This window comes from Nesterenkonia sandarakina (assembly GCF_003003175.1).
In the GTDB taxonomy this organism is placed as follows: domain Bacteria; phylum Actinomycetota; class Actinomycetes; order Actinomycetales; family Micrococcaceae; genus Nesterenkonia; species Nesterenkonia sandarakina_A.
Map to the genome: position 1 here is coordinate 24,426 of NZ_PVTY01000003.1, position 17,551 is coordinate 41,976.

Annotated in this window: 18 protein-coding genes and 1 tRNA gene; 10 read left to right on the forward strand and 9 right to left on the reverse strand. The window is 69.0% G+C overall.

What is annotated here, in order from left to right; genetic code table 11:
- Positions 1-70 precede the first annotated feature (70 nt).
- The 4 genes from BCL67_RS02815 (at position 71) to BCL67_RS02830 (ending at position 5,173) form a co-directional block, all read left to right on the forward strand.
- A complete protein-coding gene (locus tag BCL67_RS02815; RefSeq protein ID WP_106121951.1) occupies positions 71-1,015 on the forward strand; it encodes an SDR family NAD(P)-dependent oxidoreductase in 945 nt (314 codons plus the stop codon).
- Between the two features lie 34 nt (positions 1,016-1,049).
- Entirely contained in the window at positions 1,050-1,898 is an 849-nt protein-coding gene (locus BCL67_RS02820; protein ID WP_258174707.1) for an ABC transporter ATP-binding protein, read from the forward strand.
- A 144-nt stretch (positions 1,899-2,042) separates the two neighbouring features.
- The gene (locus tag BCL67_RS02825) at positions 2,043-3,047 is read left to right on the forward strand and encodes an ABC transporter substrate-binding protein (RefSeq protein ID WP_106121952.1); all 1,005 of its coding nucleotides are present in this window, start codon (positions 2,043-2,045) and stop codon (positions 3,045-3,047) included.
- A gap of 11 nt (positions 3,048-3,058) precedes the next feature.
- Complete coding sequence (locus tag BCL67_RS02830) at positions 3,059-5,173, forward strand: iron ABC transporter permease (RefSeq protein ID WP_106121953.1); 2,115 nt, start codon at positions 3,059-3,061, stop codon at positions 5,171-5,173.
- 88 nt (positions 5,174-5,261) lie between these two features.
- Here the strand turns inward: BCL67_RS02830 and BCL67_RS02835 are convergent, their stop codons facing one another.
- The gene (locus BCL67_RS02835) at positions 5,262-6,665 is read right to left on the reverse strand and encodes a phosphomannomutase/phosphoglucomutase (protein WP_106121954.1); all 1,404 of its coding nucleotides are present in this window, start codon (positions 6,663-6,665) and stop codon (positions 5,262-5,264) included.
- A gap of 66 nt (positions 6,666-6,731) precedes the next feature.
- On the opposite strand from BCL67_RS02835, the gene BCL67_RS02840 reads away from it, so the two are divergent.
- A complete protein-coding gene (locus BCL67_RS02840) occupies positions 6,732-7,652 on the forward strand; it encodes a hypothetical protein (protein ID WP_146131061.1) in 921 nt (306 codons plus the stop codon).
- A 35-nt stretch (positions 7,653-7,687) separates the two neighbouring features.
- A complete protein-coding gene (locus BCL67_RS02845; RefSeq protein ID WP_106121956.1) occupies positions 7,688-8,497 on the forward strand; it encodes a DNA-formamidopyrimidine glycosylase family protein in 810 nt (269 codons plus the stop codon).
- A gap of 54 nt (positions 8,498-8,551) precedes the next feature.
- On the opposite strand, the gene BCL67_RS02850 is transcribed toward BCL67_RS02845, so the two are convergent.
- On the reverse strand, positions 8,552-9,163 hold the full coding sequence (locus BCL67_RS02850; protein WP_106121957.1) for a TetR/AcrR family transcriptional regulator: 612 nt from the start codon (positions 9,161-9,163) through the stop codon (positions 8,552-8,554).
- A 175-nt stretch (positions 9,164-9,338) separates the two neighbouring features.
- On the opposite strand from BCL67_RS02850, the gene BCL67_RS02855 reads away from it, so the two are divergent.
- Positions 9,339-10,745: an MDR family MFS transporter gene (locus tag BCL67_RS02855; protein ID WP_106121958.1), complete on the forward strand. Its 1,407-nt coding sequence runs from the start codon at positions 9,339-9,341 to the stop codon at positions 10,743-10,745.
- 4 nt (positions 10,746-10,749) lie between these two features.
- Here the strand turns inward: BCL67_RS02855 and BCL67_RS02860 are convergent, their stop codons facing one another.
- The 4 genes from BCL67_RS02860 to BCL67_RS02875 form a co-directional block, all read right to left on the reverse strand.
- On the reverse strand, positions 10,750-10,953 hold the full coding sequence (locus tag BCL67_RS02860) for a hypervirulence associated TUDOR domain-containing protein (protein ID WP_106121959.1): 204 nt from the start codon (positions 10,951-10,953) through the stop codon (positions 10,750-10,752).
- A gap of 32 nt (positions 10,954-10,985) precedes the next feature.
- Complete coding sequence (locus BCL67_RS02865; RefSeq protein ID WP_106121960.1) at positions 10,986-11,309, reverse strand: hypothetical protein; 324 nt, start codon at positions 11,307-11,309, stop codon at positions 10,986-10,988.
- 76 nt (positions 11,310-11,385) lie between these two features.
- Positions 11,386-12,600 (reverse strand): MFS transporter, encoded by a 1,215-nt coding sequence (locus BCL67_RS02870; RefSeq protein WP_106122129.1) that lies wholly within the window; start codon positions 12,598-12,600, stop codon positions 11,386-11,388.
- Between the two features lie 113 nt (positions 12,601-12,713).
- A tRNA-Ser gene (locus tag BCL67_RS02875) sits at positions 12,714-12,801 on the reverse strand.
- Between the two features lie 102 nt (positions 12,802-12,903).
- Between BCL67_RS02875 and BCL67_RS02880 the strand changes: the two genes are divergently transcribed.
- On the forward strand, positions 12,904-13,893 hold the full coding sequence (locus tag BCL67_RS02880) for an NAD(P)H-quinone oxidoreductase (protein ID WP_106121961.1): 990 nt from the start codon (positions 12,904-12,906) through the stop codon (positions 13,891-13,893).
- Positions 13,894-14,010: 117 nt separating this feature from the next.
- A complete protein-coding gene (locus BCL67_RS02885) occupies positions 14,011-14,439 on the forward strand; it encodes a hypothetical protein (RefSeq protein WP_308737944.1) in 429 nt (142 codons plus the stop codon).
- A gap of 60 nt (positions 14,440-14,499) precedes the next feature.
- Here BCL67_RS02885 and BCL67_RS02890 read toward each other — a convergent pair whose 3' ends face one another.
- Positions 14,500-14,946, reverse strand: a complete 447-nt coding sequence (locus BCL67_RS02890; RefSeq protein ID WP_106121962.1) for an NUDIX hydrolase — start codon at positions 14,944-14,946, stop codon at positions 14,500-14,502.
- A 131-nt stretch (positions 14,947-15,077) separates the two neighbouring features.
- On the opposite strand from BCL67_RS02890, the gene BCL67_RS02895 reads away from it, so the two are divergent.
- Positions 15,078-15,668 carry a pentapeptide repeat-containing protein gene (locus BCL67_RS02895; RefSeq protein WP_181255864.1) on the forward strand — a complete coding sequence of 197 codons (591 nt, stop codon included), beginning with the start codon at positions 15,078-15,080 and terminating at the stop codon, positions 15,666-15,668.
- Between the two features lie 30 nt (positions 15,669-15,698).
- Here BCL67_RS02895 and BCL67_RS02900 read toward each other — a convergent pair whose 3' ends face one another.
- Both BCL67_RS02900 and BCL67_RS02905 read right to left on the reverse strand, forming a co-directional pair.
- On the reverse strand, positions 15,699-16,895 hold the full coding sequence (locus tag BCL67_RS02900) for an aminotransferase-like domain-containing protein (protein ID WP_106121964.1): 1,197 nt from the start codon (positions 16,893-16,895) through the stop codon (positions 15,699-15,701).
- Between the two features lie 70 nt (positions 16,896-16,965).
- A complete protein-coding gene (locus tag BCL67_RS02905) occupies positions 16,966-17,499 on the reverse strand; it encodes a putative glycolipid-binding domain-containing protein (RefSeq protein ID WP_181255865.1) in 534 nt (177 codons plus the stop codon).
- Positions 17,500-17,551 lie beyond the last annotated feature (52 nt).

Genomic DNA, 17,551 nt, shown 5'->3' on the forward strand with positions numbered 1-17,551 from the left:
TGCGGCGAGCGTCCAGACTGGCGGTGGAAGGTAGGAGCCCCTACGCCCCCAGGATCAGAGGACCATACCGATGGCGCGCTTCACCTCCGGCTTCACCGCGACCAGCACCGCCTCCGACGTTCTGGCGGGGGTTGATCTGCGCGGGAAGTCTGCCGTCGTGACCGGAGCCTCCTCGGGGATCGGGGTGGAGACCGCCCGCGCACTGGCCGGGGCCGGAGCTCACGTGGTGCTTGCCGTGCGTGACGTGCCGGCGGGCCGCCGAGCCGCCGATGACATCGCCCGCACCCATCCAGCGGCCTCCACGGAGGTGCACCCGCTCGACCTGGCCGACCTCGCCTCGGTGCAGCGGTTCACGGACGGCTGGTCCGGTCCGCTGCACCTGCTGATCAACAACGCAGGCATCATGATGACGCCCGAGCTGCGGACCCCGCAGGGATGGGAGCTGCAGTTCGCCACCAACCACCTCGGCCACTTCGCTCTTGCACTGGGACTGCATGCCGGACTTCTCGAGTCCGGCGACGCCCGGATCGTCTCGGTCAGCTCCAGCGGACACGGCATGTCAGACATCGTCTACGAGGACCTGTTCTTCGAGCGCAGGGCCTATGACCCCGGTCAGGCCTACGGCCAGTCCAAGACCGCGAACGTGCTCTTCGCCGTCGAGGCCTCACGCCGGTGGGCCGCAGAGGGCATCACCGCCAACGCCGTGATGCCCGGAGGCATCTGGACCAACCTGCAGCGTCACTGGGACCCGCAGGCGCTCGCCGACACGAAGGCCTATGTGGCCGACGTCGGCATCGCGATGAAGACGCCCGCTCAGGGCGCTGCCACATCGGTCCTCGCCGCCACGTCACCTCTGCTCGACGGTGTCGGCGGACTCTATCTCGAGGATTGCCAGGAGGCAGAGACGGTCGGGGAGATCATCGACGGCACCCACGGGGTGCGGGCATATGCACTGGATCCCGAGAACGCCAGACGGCTCTGGACCACGTCGACGGAACTTCTGCGCACGAGTTAGGCTCACCTTCCCAATAATTTGCTAACATGCAGATGTGCCAATCAAACGAACGCCCGCCACGCTGCGGACAGAGTCAGTCTCGGTCTCCTACGGAGCCGCCCCGGTGGTCCACGAGGCCGACGTCGAGCTGCTCCCCGGCGGGGTCACCGCCCTGATCGGCCCCAACGGCAGCGGCAAATCCACGTTGCTGCGCGGCATCTGCCGACTCGCCCACACCACGGGACGCGTGACCCTGGACGGTGCTGACAGTGCGGCGCTCTCACCACGGGCCTTCGCCAAGCGGCTGACCATCCTCGCCCAGCAGCGCCCGACACCCGGGGGACTGACCGTGACCGAAGTGGTCGAGCTTGGTCGGCATCCGCACCGGAAGCGCTTCAGCCGCACCGACGAAGCGTGCGCGAAAGCGGTCGAACGCGCCATCTCGCTGACCGGACTCGAGGAATTGCGTCATCGTCCCGTTGCGGAACTCTCCGGCGGACAGCTCCAGCGCGTCTGGCTCGCCACCTGCCTGGCCCAGGAGACCGATGTCCTGCTGCTGGACGAGCCCACCACCTTCCTGGACCTCAAGCACCAGATGAGCCTGCTCGACCTGATCCGAGACCTCGCCGACACCCACGGACTGACCATCGGGGTGGTGCTCCATGACCTGGAGCAGGCCGCCGATATCGCTGACCGGGTCATCCTGGTCTCCGAAGGACGGATCACCGCCGCCGGAACCCCGGCTGAGGTGATGACCGCCGAACGGCTCAGCGCCACCTTCGGCGTGAACATCCAGGTGGCCCCGCTGCCCTTCGGCGGACTCGCCGTCCGGGCCCAGCGGTCCGGGCGCCGCTCGGCCGCCCGCGCCGAAGAGCTGGCAGAACCGGTGCTGCTCTCCGCCTAGCTGCTGAGTGCACCCAGTCCGGTCAGGACGCACCCACGCTGGTCACCCGCAGGCCTTCGCCTGCCTTCTTCAGCCCTGCCCGGCCCGCAGTTTTCACCCCGTTTTCGACCTGTTTGACCCTTACCGAAAGGAACTCTTCCCACTATGAACCTCTCTCCCCGCCTTGGCAGGACGTCTGCGGCCGCCGCCGTCGTCCTGATGGCGCTGACCGCCTGTGGCACCACCGATGTTGAAGACACCGAGGAGGATGCGGCCGCCGCCGAGTCCGGGCCGGTCACCGTGACCGACTATCGCGGCGAAGAGATCACCCTCGATGCCCCGGCAGAACGCGTGGTCACCCTGGAGTGGGCGCAGACGGAGAACGTCGAGATCCTCGGCGGGAACCAGGTCGGCGTCGCTGACCTGGAGGGCTATGGAATGTGGAACTCCGCGGCTCCGCTGGACGAGGACACCACCGACGTCGGGCTGCGCACCGAGCCGAGCCTGGAGGCCATCGGTCAGGCCGATCCGGACCTGATCCTCGGCGTGGACGTCTCCGTCCCGGAAGGCCTGCTGGAAGATCTCGAGGAGATCGCCCCGGTGGTGCTGCAGCCCGGAGCCGACGCCTCGGATCCGCTGGGCAACATGGAGGACAACTTCCGGATGACCGCAGAGCTGCTCGGCGCCGAGGACCGCGCCGACGAGGTCTGGGCCGAGTTCGAGGAGACCCGCGACGCCGGCGCCGCGACCATCGAGGAGGCCGGAATCGCCGGCACCCCGTTCGTGCTGGTCTACCCGACCGTGGAGGGCAACACCGCCACCTTCCGGATGCACGGCCCGGGCGCCCTCGCGCAGACCCTGGGCGAGGAGATCGGACTGGAATCGGCCTGGGAGGACGCGGGTGATGAGGCCTTCGCGATCAGCCAGTCCGACATCGAGGGCCTGACCGCGCTCGAGGACGACACGATCATGTACTGGTGGACCGCCGAGACCGAGCCCGAGGATCCCTTCTCCACGCTCGAGGACAACTCCGTCTGGAACTCGCTGGGCTTCGTCGAGAATGAGGCCACCCACCCGGTGGAAGAGATCTGGATCTACGGCGGCCCGGCCTCGGCCGGTCAGTGGATCGACTACCTCGCCGAGACCGCAGCCGAGACTGCCGGCCAGTAGTGACTGACCTGTTGAGTGCCGCTGGGGCGCCGACGTCCGTCTCCGCGGGCTCGGCGGGGTTCCCGGCGAAGGCGCGCGCCACCGCCCTGGGCGCCCTGGTCATCGCCGGCGTGCTGCTGGGGCTGCTCTCGGTGGTCCACCTGACCCAGGGCACCTCAGCGACCTCGCCGGGGGACCTGCTGGCGGCACTCTTCAGCTCCGACGACGGCGAGTCCGCCTCCCAGCTGCGGGCGCTCGCGCTCGATTCGCGGCTCCCGCGGCTGGTGGGCGGGCTCGTGGTCGGGGCGGCGCTCGGCATTGCCGGGTGTGCGCTGCAGGCGATGACGCGCAACCCGCTGGCCTCCCCGGACACCCTGGCGGTCAACGCGGGTGCGCACCTGGCGCTCACCGCAGCCGCCGCCTTCGGGATTTCGCTGCCGCTGCTGAGCTCCGCGGCACTGGCCTTCCTCGGCGGAGGGGTGGCGGCCGGCGTCGTGCTGCTGCTCGCCGGGTTCTCCGAACACGCTCCGATCCGGCTGGTGCTCGCCGGCACCGTGGTGGCCATGGGTCTGGCCTCGGTGACCGCGGCGCTGCTGATGCTCTACGCCCAGTCCACCCAGGGGCTCTTCCTCTGGGGCGCCGGCACGCTGAACCTCGCCGGGCTCTCCGGGCTGCTGCCGCTGCTGCCGGTGGTCATCGCCGCGACCATCGGCCTGGTCCTGCTCGCCCGCAGCACCGATGTGCTGTCGCTGGGCGCAGACACCGCCCAGTCCATGGGCGTCAACGTGGCGTTCCTGCGTGCCGGCCTGCTGATCTGCGCCGTCGCGCTCTCGGCGGCCGCGGTGACCATGGTGGGTCCGCTGGGCTTCGTGGGCCTGTGTGCACCGGCGATCGTGCGCCTGCTCAGCTCCCGGATCACCCGGCTGGGCCGCTTCACCTGGGCGCTGAGCGCCTCCGCGCTGCTCGGCGCGCTGATCGTGATCGGCGCCGACGTCGCGGTCCGCGCCCTGGTCTTCGCGGTGGCCGGACCGAACCTGGCCGTGGCCATCCCGACAGGAGTGGTCACCTCCCTGGTCGGCGCGGTGTTCCTCGTGGTGCTCGCGCTGCGGATGCGCAGCGCCGGAGGCAACCAGGAGATCTCCGCGATGCCGCTGCCGCATGGGATCACGCTGAGCCGCAGGGTGACGCTGACCATCGCCGCGGCGGTGCTGCTGATGCTGCTCGCCGGGGTCGGCATGCTGCTGGGGGACTGGTGGCTGCGCCTGGGCGACCTCCAGCTCTGGCTCTCCGGCGAGGCCGCGCGCGCCATCGAGATCACCCTGGACTTCCGCAGCCCCCGCGTCGCCGCGGCGGTGCTGGCCGGAGCGGTGCTGGCGATCGCCGGCGCGCTGGTGCAGACCGTGACCCGCAACCCGCTCGCGGACCCCGGAATCCTCGGGGTGGCCGCCTCCGGGGGCGCAGGAGCGGTGATCGCGCTGATCCTGTTCAACACCTCGGCCTGGACGATGTCCGCCGGAGCCGCCGTGGGTGCGGTGCTCGCCGGACTCGTGGTGTTCCTGCTCGCCGGGTCGCGGGGGAGCTCTCCCGAGAAGGTGGTGCTGGTCGGGATCGGCGTCATGACCGCCGCGCAGGCGATCACCCAGCTGCTGATCTCCTCCACGAACCCCTATAACCAGGCGATGGCCATCTCGTTCCTGGGCGGCTCCACCTTCGGCACCACCTGGAGCGACCTCACCCCGATCCTGCTGATGCTGCTGCTCTCCATCCCGGTGCTGATCTTCCTGCGCCGGGAACTGGACCTGATCAGCATCGATGACATGACGCCGAGGATCCTCGGGGTGCGGCTCTCCGGGGTGCGCGCCACCGCGCTGATCATCGGGGTGCTGCTCTCCGCGGTGGCGGTGGTGGGCGTCGGGGTGATCAGCTTCGTCGGTCTGGCCGCTCCGCATATGGCGCGGATGCTGGTCGGCCGGGAGCACCGCTGGTTCCTGCCCGTCGCCGCGCTGCTGGGCGCGGTGCTGGTCTCGGTCTCGGACACCTTCGGGCGCACCGTGATCGCGCCGGACCAGCTGCCGGCCGGACTGGTCGTGGCGGTGCTCGGCCCGCCGTACCTGCTGTGGCTGCTCAAGCGCTCCACCCGCAGCTGAGCGTGATCCGACGACGCGGGGCCCGGCACCAGGTGCCGGGCCCCGCTGTCGATCAGACGATCAGGCTTGCCTGATCAGCATTGCAAGGTCAGCCCTGCGTGACCAGTCCGAGGACCTCGTCGCGCACGGATTCCATCTTCTCCCGGCTGTGCGCCTCACCGTTGAACCGCAGGAACGGCTCGGTGTTGGACGGACGCAGGTTGAACCACCAGGTGCCGTCCGTGGCGCGGACGGTGAGACCGTCCATGTGGGAGATCTCGGCGTCGCGGTCAGCGAAGGCGGCCTCGACGCGCTCGGCGGCTCCGGCCTTGTCCTCGACCTCGGAGTTGATCTCCCCGGAGGCCGCGTAGGGGTTGAACTCGGCGGCCAGCTCGCTCAGCGGCAGGCCCTGGTTGCCCAGTGACGCGAGCACATGCATCGCGGCGAGCATGCCGGTGTCGGCGTTGAAGAACTCGCGGAAGTAGTAGTGCGCGGAGTGCTCGCCGCCGAAGATCGCCTGCTCCTCGGCCATGACGGCCTTCATGTAGGAGTGACCCACGCGGGTCTCCACGGCCCGGCCGCCGGCCTGCTCCACGACCTCGGGGACCGCACGGGAGGTGATCAGGTTGTGGATGACCACGGGGGTCTCTTCGCCCTCGGCCTGGGCCCGGGTGATCTCACGGCGGGCCACCAGGGCGGTCACCGCGGAGGGGGAGACGGGCTCGCCGAGTTCGTCGATCACGAAGCAGCGATCCGCGTCGCCGTCGAACGCCAGACCGATGTCCGCGCCGGTCTCACGCACCCTGGCCTGCAGGTCGCGGAGGTTCTCCGACTCCAGCGGGTTGGCCGGGTGGTTGGGGAAGCTGCCGTCGAGCTCGAAGAACAAGGGGGTGATCTCCAGCGGCAGGGCGGACAGGAGGTCGTCACCGAGCACCGCACCGGTGGTCAGCCCGGACATGCCGTTGGCGGCGTCGACCACGACCTTCAGCGGCTTGATCCCGGAGAGGTCCACCAGGGAGCGCAGGTATTCGGAGTACTGGGCCAGTATGTTGATCAGCTCCACTGATCCAGGCTCTTCGACTGCGGGGATCTCCTCGGCGTCGAGGTAGGCCTGCGCGGCGTCGCGGATGTCTTCCAGCCCGGTCTCGGCCGAGAGCGGCACGGCGCCGGCCTTGGACATCTTCATCCCGTTGTACTGCGCCGGGTTGTGGCTGGCGGTGAAGACCACGCCTGGGGCCTCCATGGTCCCGGAGGCGAAGTAGAGCATGTCGGTGGAGACCAGACCCAGCTGGGTCACGTTCGCTCCGCGAGAGGTGGCCCCCTGGGTGAAGGCCGCGGTGAAGTCTGCGGAGGATGCCCGCATGTCACCACCGACCAGGACGGTCTGCCCGGCGAGGCCGAGCACGTCGACGAATGCGGCGCCCACGGCGCGCACCGACTCTTCGGTGATGGTCTCGTCCACAAGTCCGCGGACGTCGTATGCCTTGAAAGAGGCTGAAAGATCAATAGTCACGGGATTATCGTACGTGAGCAGGGTTCATCTAGCTCGCGCCCAGGAGAACCAACGTAGACTGGCAGTGTGGAAATTCTGGTAGTGCTCGCAGTCGGTGTCATGTTGTTCCTGGGTATTCGCATGCTGATGCAGCGGCAGGCCCAGAAGCTCAACGACGGCATCAAGGTGGCGGTGACGCCGGAGAACGCGCGAAAGGCTGCGCTGGCCCTCTCCGACGAGCAGCACCGCGAGCTCTACCGCGCCATCGGCGCGGAGGACGGCCGGCGGGCGCTGGCCATCTTCAAGCAGTCCACCGGTGCGCCGATCAAGGACTGCATCATCGCGGTCCAGGCGCTCCATGCCTACCCCCAGCAGGCCCCCTCGGAGCTGCGCGCCGAGGACGAGCTGGGCGGCTCCGACGACGACGGAGCGGTCGCCAGCCCGATCGACACCGACGATCGCCCTGGATCTCGGGACGAGGTGCTCGACGGCGAGTTGGTCGAAGACGTCATCGACGGGGTCCGCGACGACGCCGGCTCCGCGGACCGTCATGACTCTGACCGCGACGCCCCGGACCGGGATCCGTCCAAGCCCCTCGGCGAGGCCGACCCGCAGACCGGGGAGATCATCGGGGAGAACTCCGAGCAGATCCCGGACATCCCCGGCGGCGACAAGCCCCGCCGCGACCCGGACGCTCCCCATGACGTGGACGCCCGCGCCGCTCGTCTGATGGCAGAGTCCGGGTTCAACCCCGACGACGAGCTCACCATCCCCGAGGACTGGGACACCGAAGAGGAAGAGATGGCAGGCTTCCACCTCGAGGTCCAGCGCGGCGAGGAGAAGATCACCCTCTCCCACGACGACCTGGAGCCCTGGGTCCACGATCAGCTCTACGCGCTGCTGCGCGATGATCGTGTGGACCAGGCGGCGGAGCTGCTGTCTGCGCACTCGCCGCTGACCAAAGAGGAAGCCCGTAAGTTCCTCGTGGTCTTCAAGAACCAGACCTGATTTCGGACCTCCCGAACCACTGACGGAGACCTGACGTGCCCGAGGGAGATACCGTGTTCCGGCAGGCGGCCGTGCTGCATGCCGCCCTCGGCGGGAAGGTGCTGACCGCCAGCGACTTCCGGGTGCCCAGCTATGCCACGGTGGATCTCTCCGGCCGGACCGTTCAGCAGGTGATCGCCCGCGGCAAACACCTGCTGATGCAGTTCGGTGACCTCACGGTGCATTCCCACCTGAAGATGGAAGGCACCTGGCACGTCTACCCCCGGGATGCCCAGGGCGGAAGGCCGCAGTGGCGACGCCCGGCCCATACCGCCCGCTGCGTGCTCCGCACCCAGGACCAGGAAGCCGTGGGCTTCTTGCTGGGGGAGCTGAACATCTACTCCCCGGCGGAGGAGCAGGAGCGGCTCGGACATCTCGGCCCCGACCTGCTGGGCCCCGACTGGGACCCAGCCGAGGCGACCCGGCGACTGCTCTCTGCACCCCAGCGCAGCATCGGCGTCGCGCTGCTCGACCAGCGCAACCTCGCCGGCGTCGGCAACGTCTTCCGCAGCGAGATCTGCTTCCTGGCGGGCATCCTGCCCACCAGACCGGTGGCGGAGGTGGCCAATCTGGCGCGCGTGATCGACCTCAGCGAGAAGCTGCTCACCGTGAACCGGCTGCGGATCCGCCGATGCACCACCGCCAACCCCACGGCAGGTCCGCCGTACTGGGTCTACGGGCGCGGCGGCAAGCCCTGTATGCGCTGCGGCACCCGGCTGCGCAAGAGCGAGCTCGGCGAGCCGGAGCTGCGCAAGGCCGCCGTGGCGGACCGGGTGATCTACTTCTGCCCGTCCTGCCAGAGCTGAACACTCCAGGCAGGCTTCGGGGGCCGGTGGTCCTGTACTCGGGCAGCCCGGAATTCAGGCCTGTACGGAGTCGAGAGTCGAGAACGTCGTGAACGCGATGTCCAGGGCCTCGAGCATCTCGATGTCGCCGTCGCGCTCGGCCCAGTGTGAGAACGCGGTGTCGAAGCAGGTCAGCGCGGCGTGCACCAGCACTCGGGCGCGCAGGTCGCTCCAGCCCGCAGGGCCTTCCACCGCGGGGACCAGTGTGGGGATCAGGGACTGAGCCAGGTTCATCTGCTGCTCCAGATGCCCGGCGCGCAGCGTGTCGCTGGTGTTGACCACTCGCAGCAGCCGCGACCAGCGGCCGCGCTGGGTGCCGATGTTCTCGGCGACGTGGCGCAGCGTCTGATGCAGCGCTTCCCAGGGACCCGCCCGCAGGAGGTGGTCCTCGAGCAGTGCCGGCAGATCCACGCTGGTCGGTGGCAGGTCACCGAAGAGGACCTCTTCCTTGGTGCCGAAGTAGCGGTAGAACGTGCGCGGCGAGATGCCGGCCGCGGACGCGATGTCATCCACGGGCGTCTGGTCATAGCCGCGCTCCTCGAAGAGCCGAAGCGCCACATCCGCGAGCTCTCCGCGCAGCGCGCCACGCGCTCGTTCCCGTATGCCGATCGCCGGTGATTCGTCCATGTGTCCAGTCTAACTGTCGGTTTTGGCAGACTCTGCCACGATAGTCATATAGTGTCTCTCCGGTGAGGTTACGCATGACCGCGTCCGTCCCTCGCGCGATTTTCTTTCAAGGAGTTCAACAGTGTCCGTGAGCACAGAGGCCCAAGCCCGGCCAGAAGCGATCGATCCTCGGGGAATGCGAGTCATCTGGCTGCTGCTGATCTCAGCCTTCGTCGCGATCCTCAACGAGACGACGATGGGCATCGCGATCCCGCAGCTCAACGTCGAACTGGGCATCGCACCCTCGCTCGGACAGTGGCTGACCAGCGCGTTCATGCTCACCATGGCAGTGGTCATCCCGATCACCGGCCTGGTCCTGCAGCGCTTCAGCACCCGCGGCGTCTACCTGACCGCGATGACGCTCTTCACCCTCGGCACCCTGATCTGCCTTGTGGCCCCCGGGTTCACGGTGTTGCTGCTGGGTCGGATCGTGCAGGCCTCGGGCACCGCGATCATGATGCCGCTGCTGATGACCACGGTGATGAACGTGGTGCCGGAGCACTCCCGCGGTCGGATCATGGGCCGCGCCGGCATCGTGATGGCGCTGGCTCCCGCGATCGGCCCCACGCTCTCCGGTCTGATCCTGGACTCGCTGAGCTGGCGCTGGATCTTCGGACTGATCCTGCCCATCGCGGTGGTCGCGCTGCTGATCGGCGCGAAGTGGATGCTGAACCTGGGGGAGTCCCAGTACCGGCGCATCGATCCCGCCTCGGTCATCCTCTCCGCCCTCGGCTTCGGCGGCGCGGTCTTCGCGCTGAGCCAGCTGGGCAGCGCCCACGGGACCGAGTCCGCGGACACCCCGACGAGCGTGATCGCGCTGATGCTCGGCGCGGCCGTGGTGTCCCTGGCGCTGTTCGTGTGGCGCCAGCTGCGCCTGCAGCGCCGGGAGCAGGCGCTGCTGGACCTGCGGGTCTTCCGTTCGGTGAACTTCACGATGGCGGTCGTGGTGATGACGATCCTGGCACTGTCGATGTTCGGCAGCCTGACGCTGCTGCCGCTCTACCTGCAGAACGTCGTCGGTCTCTCGGCCACCCAGGCCGGACTCATCGTCCTGCCCGGCTCCGTGGTGATGGGCATCCTCGGCCCCATCGTCGGGCGCATCTATGACGCCCGCGGCCCCCGTCCGCTGCTCATCCCGGGCACCATCCTGGTCTCCGGCGGCCTCTGGTCCTACAGCCTGGTCGGCGAGAACACCTCGGTCGCGCTGCTCGCCAGCATCCAGATCGCGATGTCCATCGGCCTGGCGATGTCCTTCACCCCGCTGTTCTCCGCCTCGCTGAGCTCGCTGCGGCCGACCCTGTACTCCCACGGCTCCGCGGTGCTGAACACCCTGCAGCAGGTCGGCGGCGCCGTCGGCGTGGCGGTGCTGATCACCACGATGTCCCGGGTCGCGGCCCAGGAGTCGGGCTCGCTCGGGGAGATCGCGGCACAGGCCTCCGGGGCGCAGTCGGCGTTCATGATCGCCGGGATCGTGTCTCTGGCCGCCGTGGCCGGAGCGTTCTTCGTGCGATCCCCGTCGCGGATCGCGCAGAAGCAGCCCTGATCGGCTAGCGCTTGTCGAGCGCCTTCTCGTGATGCGCCGCCTCGGCGCCGGTCTTCTCGGACTCCACGACGTAGACCGGGTCCTCCGAGGAGGCGCGGAACGTCTGGCCCTGGTGTTTCAGGTCCTTGGTGTGCTTGCTCTTCACAGTGCCGTGGGTCTTGCCCTGCTGGGTGTTCCAGGAGACCTTGTCGCCCTTGGTGAATGCCATGATCGGTGCCTGCTCGCTGCTGCGGTGGATGCTCAGTCGGCGTCGTCGAACTTCGCCCGGTTCGCCCAGGTCTCACCGGGGTCCCCGCCCCAGGCGTCCCAGGCGACCCGGCCCGGGCTGGGGTAGCCGTCCTGGCCGTGGTGGAAGCCCTCGGCGTCGCGGTCCACGGTGTGCCGAGCGAAGTACTGGCGCATCTTGTGGATGTGCTCCAGCGGAACCTCGGCACCCTCGGCCAGCTCCTGCGCCCGGTGGCGTCCGGTATCGGTGAAGCCCTTCCCGGCCCTGCCCTCGTCGATCCAGGTCAGGGCGCGCTGGGCGGCGTGCTGGACGTCCTGCGGGGGAGTGTGGCCGGTCATGGGTGACCTCCTGGTTAGGGTCTGTTCACGGCTCACTGTACTGGGAGCTCGGACCCTGCCGCCGGCATGTTGCGGCTCAGCTGTTCCCGGACCGACGACGGCGGCTGACCAGGATCACCGCCAGCAGCGTGGAGAGCAGGTAGATCCCTCCCACGGCCAGCCAGCCGAGCGTGAAGCCCCCGCCGGAGCTGATCATCAGACCCATGCCCAGCGGTCCGATCGCGAAGCCGGTGAACATCCCGGCGGTGACCACACCGGAGGCGGACGCCATCTTGGCCGAGGGGATGCTGCGCAGCAGCACGCTCATCAGCACCACCGAGACGCCCAGGGCCGAGGCGCCGTGGAGCATCACCGCGGTCCACAGCAGCGCGGGCCAGCCGGTCGCGTCGGCGCCGAGGAAGGCCCCGACGCCGGTCAGTGCGGTCAGCGCGAGGACCAGCAGCAGCACCGGCCCCGAGGTGCCCCGGGCCATGACCCGGGCCCACCCGATCCGGGCGGTCACCCCGACCACGCCGGCGACGGCGGCCGTCGCGCCGCCGAGGACGAGGGAGAAGTCGAGTTCTCGGACCGCGAAGAGCGGCAGGTAGACGTTGGTCGCCTGCACGCCGATCCCGTTGAGGCAGCCGAACGCCGCCAGCGCCCAGACCGCGGCCGAATGACCGCGGGCGGGTGCCGGGTGATTCGACGGCTCCGTCGACGGGGCTGCGTCGCGCCGCGGGTGCAGCAGCGGGACCCTGCGCAGGATGCGCCAGGTGAAGACCAGCAGCACGAGGGGGACCAGGGCGGCGAGCAGCGCGGTGCCGCGCCAGCCGATCAGCACGGCCAGCAGCGGGAAGCTCAGGCTGGCGATCAGCTGGCTGACCTGGACCCCGGACTGCTTCACTCCGACCCAGCCGATGCGCTTGTTCGCCGGTACCCGTTCCAGCAGGATCCGGTTGGTGACCCCGTTGGGGAAGGACTGGGCGACCCCGGAGAGTCCCGCGGCGATCACCAGCACCAGATAGCCCCCGGGCACCCCGGCCAGGCCCAGCGCCAGGGAGGCGATCAGGAAGATCACGGTCATCAGCGTGAGATCGGAGTGGCGGTCCGCCAGTCGTCCCAGGGTGGCGTTGCCCACGGCCGCGCAGGCGAAGCAGATGGTGGCCAGCAGGCCGAACTGGGCCTCGTTGATCCCGAGGTCGGTGATGATCTCTTCGCTGGTCGCGCTGAGCCCGTAGAGCAGCAGCGGGCCGACGGCCACGGCGCCGAGCAGGATGCTCAGCAGGCCTGGTCCCGCCGTGTCCTTGCGCATCCGCACCTCCGATTCACCGACGGCGTCCGCGTGGTCGGTGCGGGAGATTCCTAGATGACCTGCTTCAGAGCGCCGTGTGGGGTCCCGGCCGCGGGACCCCACACGTCATCCAGCGGAGCGCGTGGGATTCGAACCCACGGTACGGGGTTGCCGCACACTGGTTTTCAAGACCAGCTCCTTCGGCCGCTCGGACAGCGCTCCTCGACTTTTCAGCCGGCGTGGAGCTCTCCGGTGTTTCGTGGAAAACTCCAGTCACAGACTATACGTGAGTCGCAGGTGCGGATCGAGTTGAGGAGCGCGAGCATGCGAGCAGTGCAGTACACCGATGCCGGTGGCCCAGAGGTCATCAGCCTTGCCGAGCGGGCCGACCCCACGCCCGCCGCCGGGCAGGTGCTGATCCAGGTCGCCGCCGCGGGGCTGAACCGGGCCGACGTGATGCAGCGCCTCGGGGTGTACCCGCCGCCGAAGGGCGCCTCCGAGATCCCCGGCCTGGAGGTCTCCGGCCGGGTCATCGCCGCAGGCCAGGGCAGTGACCTCGCGGTTCAGGAGCTGATCGGCAAGGAGGTCGTGGCGTTGCTGGCCGGGGGTGGCTACGCCGAGCAGGTCGTCGTCGACGCCCGCCACGTGCTCCCGGTCCCGACGGGGATCAGCCTCACCGACGCCGCCGGGCTGATCGAGGTGGCCGCCACCGTGCACTCGAATCTGCGCGGCGAGGCACAGGTGCGGCCGGGGGACACGGTGCTGGTCCACGGCGGGACCGGCGGGATCGGGTCCTTCGCGCTGCAGTACCTGCACGGACTCGGCGCCGAGGTGCTGACCACTGTGGGCTCCGCAGAGAAGGCGAGCATCGCCGTCGAACTGGGAGCCGACCATGTGATCAACTACCGCGAGGAGGACCTCGGGGCACGGGTCCAGGAGCTCACCGACGGACGCGGCGTGGACGTGATCTTCGACGTCGTCGGCGCGAAGTACCTGGACACCAATCTGCGCTCGCTCGCGACAGCCGGGCGACTGGTGATCATCGGGCTGCAGGGCGGACGCACCGCTGAGCTGGACCTGGGCCTGATGCTGGCCAAGCGGCTGCTGATCATTGCGACCACCCTGCGCGCCCGCGACGCTGAGGCCAAGGCCGAGATCGTGCAGGCGGTGGGCGAGGAGATCTGGCCGCTGATCGAATCCGGGCAGATCAGGGTCCAGACCGATAAGACCTTCCCGCTGGAGGAGGCCGCCGCGGCCCATGAGTACTTCGACTCGGGGACCCACACCGGCAAGATCCTGCTCACCATGGTCTGACCCTGGCCTTGAGGGGCGGAATCTGCGAGCAGCTGACGCGGACTCCGGGCCCGACAAGTCGTGGAATCCGCCGCTCAACGGATCGTCAGGGCGCGATTCGATAGACTTTTGCGCATCATGATGAAGCTCTTTCCCCGCCGCCGCCGCGCCCGTCGCCTCGACAAAGAGCTGGGCAAGGGACTCTGGCGCCAGGCCCACGACCGCTACGTCCGCGGGCTGGACCGGTATCACCAGGTGATCGACGGGGTGAAGGACGACGCGATCTACAGCCAGCTGGTGCTGATCGGCGATGAGCTGGCCGAGCAGCTGGACACCGTCTACGAGCTCTGCCGCAGGGCGCAGACCAGCCACTTCAGCGACGGCCTGCAGGTGCCGGGCGGAGCCACCAAGCTGCATTCTTCGCTCTCCCGAGCGGCCAATCACCTGGCCACCACCGCCGAGGCGGCCGCGATGGTGCGGCTGGGCCACGGTGAGCTGCTGGCGGTGCGACGCCGCGCCGATCAGGTCAAAGAGGCACTCAAGGACGCCTCAGACGCCGCGGTCTGAACACGCGCCCGCCCGCGGACCGGAGTGGCCGACCCGCGACGCAGGCTCTGCGACGGGGGATCAGTGAGCGGCGTCGGACAGCAGACCGGCGAAGCGCCGGCCGATGTCGACCAGCGAGACCCGGTGCAGCCCGTCGATCTCCGCGTGGCTGAACCAGCGCACCGCGTCGGTGGACCCGTCCGGCTCCACGGTCAGGGACCCTCCGGTGACCCGCGCCCGGTAGATGATGCGCAGGTTCTGCAGCGGCGTCCCGCGCTCGCTCTCATGGATGCGACGGTCCCCGGGGATGATGAAGTTGTCGATGCCCAGCAGCTGCTCGACCTCCGCCTCATAGCCGGATTCCTCGAAGACCTCCCGGACGACGCCGTCGGCCGGGTCCTCGCCCGGCTCCAGCCCGCCACCGGGGAGAGTCCACCCCTTGGCGGTGCCGCTGACATGCCAGTGCGGCAGCAGCATCCGCCCATCGTGGTCCGTGATGACGGCATAGGCAGCTACTCGAAGATCCATCTTTGCACTGTAACACCGGGCCATGTCCGGCCGCGGGGCTAGGCTGGGCCCGACTGAGAGGCAGGCAGATGCGACCGATTCAAGGCCCGAAGCTCCGCACGTCCCGACCGCGTGACCTGGAGGTGGGCAGCGTGAAGACGCTCGAGCGCACCGGTCAGGCAGACCGGGTCCTCCTGGAGGATGTCGACCTGACCGGCATGGATCTCTCCGGCGGCAGACTCACCGAATCCAGGCTGCGATCCGTGACGCTGAGCGACACGGATCTCTCTGCAGCCTCGGTGCTGGAATCGGACTGGGAGCGGGTGAGCTCGCCGCATCTGAAGGCCCCCCGCTCCACCTGGAGGGACGTCTCGATCGAGGGCAGCCGCTTCGGCGTCGCGGAGCTCTACGACGCCGGGATCAGCGGGCTGGTGCTGCGCGGCTGCAAGCTGGACCTGGTGAATCTGCGCAACGCGGTCCTGACGGACGTCGTGTTCGAACATTGCACCATCACGGAGCTGGACATCTCCGGTGCCCGAGCCACCCGGGTGAGGTTCTCCGACTGCACCATCGGCACCCTGGAGGCCAGCGGAGCCCGGCTGAAGGATGTCGACCTGCGCGGAGCCCAGCTGAGCCGGATCGTCGGGCTCGCCGGACTGAAGGGAGCGGTGATCAGCGAGGAACAGCTGGTGGAGCTGGCCCCTTCCCTGGCGCAGCACCTGGGACTGGTCGTGACCGGCTGACCCTCCTATCGCTTCGGTGCCCGGAACCGCTCAGGACGCTGCCAGCAGATCCCCCAGACGCCGAATGCCGGCGACCATCTGTTCATGCGGAACGCTGGCGTAGCTGAACCGCGCGTAGTGCGAGGCCTGCGTCGCAGGGGATGTCGTCGGGAAGAAGGTCTCGCCGGGGACGTAGGCGACCCGGGCCTTCGGCAGCACCTGCTCGGCCATGAACCCGGCGGCATCGAAGCCTTCCGGGAAGGTCACCCAGGTGAACAGGCCGCCCTCGGGCCGGGTGAACTGCACCCCGGCGGGGAAGCTCTCCGCCATGGCGCCCACCATCGCGTCGCGCTTGGCCCGGTAGGCCGGGCGGACGGCCTCGAGGTGGGCATCGAGGTCGAACTCGGTCAGGAACCGCGCGGTGGCCGTCATGTTCAGCGTGGACGACTGGGTGTCGGCCGCCAATTTGAGCAGCTCGAGCTTCGCCAGAATGCTTCGATGCGCCACCGCGTACCCCATCCGCAGCCCCGGCGCGAGCGTCTTGGAGAAGCTGCCCAGATGGATCACCCGACCCTCGGTGTCCAGGGAGTGCAGCGTCGGGAGCTGTTCACCCTCGAAGCGGAGTTCCCGGTAGGGGGTGTCTTCCAAGACGATGAGGTCGTGCTCGTGGGCCAGTTCGAGCAGGCGATGGCGGCGCTGGGTGCTCAGCGTGACGCCGGTGGGGTTCTGGAAATCCGGGATGGCATAGATGAACTTCGCCCGCGGGGTGTCGGCCAGCACCTGTTCCAGGGACTCCATGTCCATGCCGTCCTCGTCGAGGGCCACCGGGGCATAGTCCGGTTCGTAGGGGTTAAAGGCCACGAGTGCCCCCAGAAAGGTGGGGTTCTCCGTGACGATCGCGTCGCCGGGGTTGATCAACAGTTTCGCGACCAGGTCGAGGCCCTGCTGGGCGCCCTGAAGCACCAGAACGTCGTCGGCGCCGCAGGTCGACCCGTCGCGGACCATCCGCTCAGCGATCTGCGCTCGCAGGGCGGGAATGCCCGCGGTGCCGGTGTACTGCAGAGCGGTGCGGCCCTGCTCACGCAGGACGTGGTCATAGACCTCACGAAGCTGCGCGACGGGGAACAGGCCCGGGTCTGGGTAGCCTCCGCCGAACGAGGTGATCGACGGGTCGTCGCCGAGCTGCAGCAGCTGGCGGATGGCTGAGGGCCGGACCCGTCGGATCCGTTGCGCGAAGTGGTGTTCCATGATGTCCTCTCGAGGGCGGAGCCCGAGAGTTGAGACTAACGGAAGACCCGGCGACCTTGCGGCGCCTGGATCATGTGTCGCTGCTGACGCGGCGAGCCAGTGCGGGGTAGTCGATCACCAGGCCATAGGAGTCCACGGTCAGATCCGCGCTGAAGTCTCGACTGGAGCTGCTGTAGCGCACCAGCCTGCGGTCACCGGCCCACAGGGAGGAGTAGATCTGCTCGCTGCGCAGCACGCGAAGCGACGGCATCTCCACCCAGGCCATGATGAGCCGGGTCTCCTCCACCTCCCGGTCCAGCAGTCCGAGCCGACGGATGGGCATGGTGTTGGTGACCGGGCAGAGTCCGAGATCGCAGTCGATCGCTCCGTCGAGGATCCCCGGATCGGCGAGCCCCGGCGGTGGCAGCTGGGTATCACCGCCGGTGCTCGCCTTTGCGCTCCACCTTCCTTCCGCCGACCGGATCAGCTCCAGGGAGCGCGACCAGCCGAAGCCGCGGGTGGTCACCCGCAGGGCTCGCGTCGTCCACTCGGGAGCGACGTCGAGCTCCCAGCTGGAGCTGAAGTGCCGGGTCTGCGCGCCTCCGACGGCGCGCGCCAGCTTCAAGAGGGCCGACCGAAAGGCTCCGCGATTGACCCACCCCAGACCAGCGCCGGCA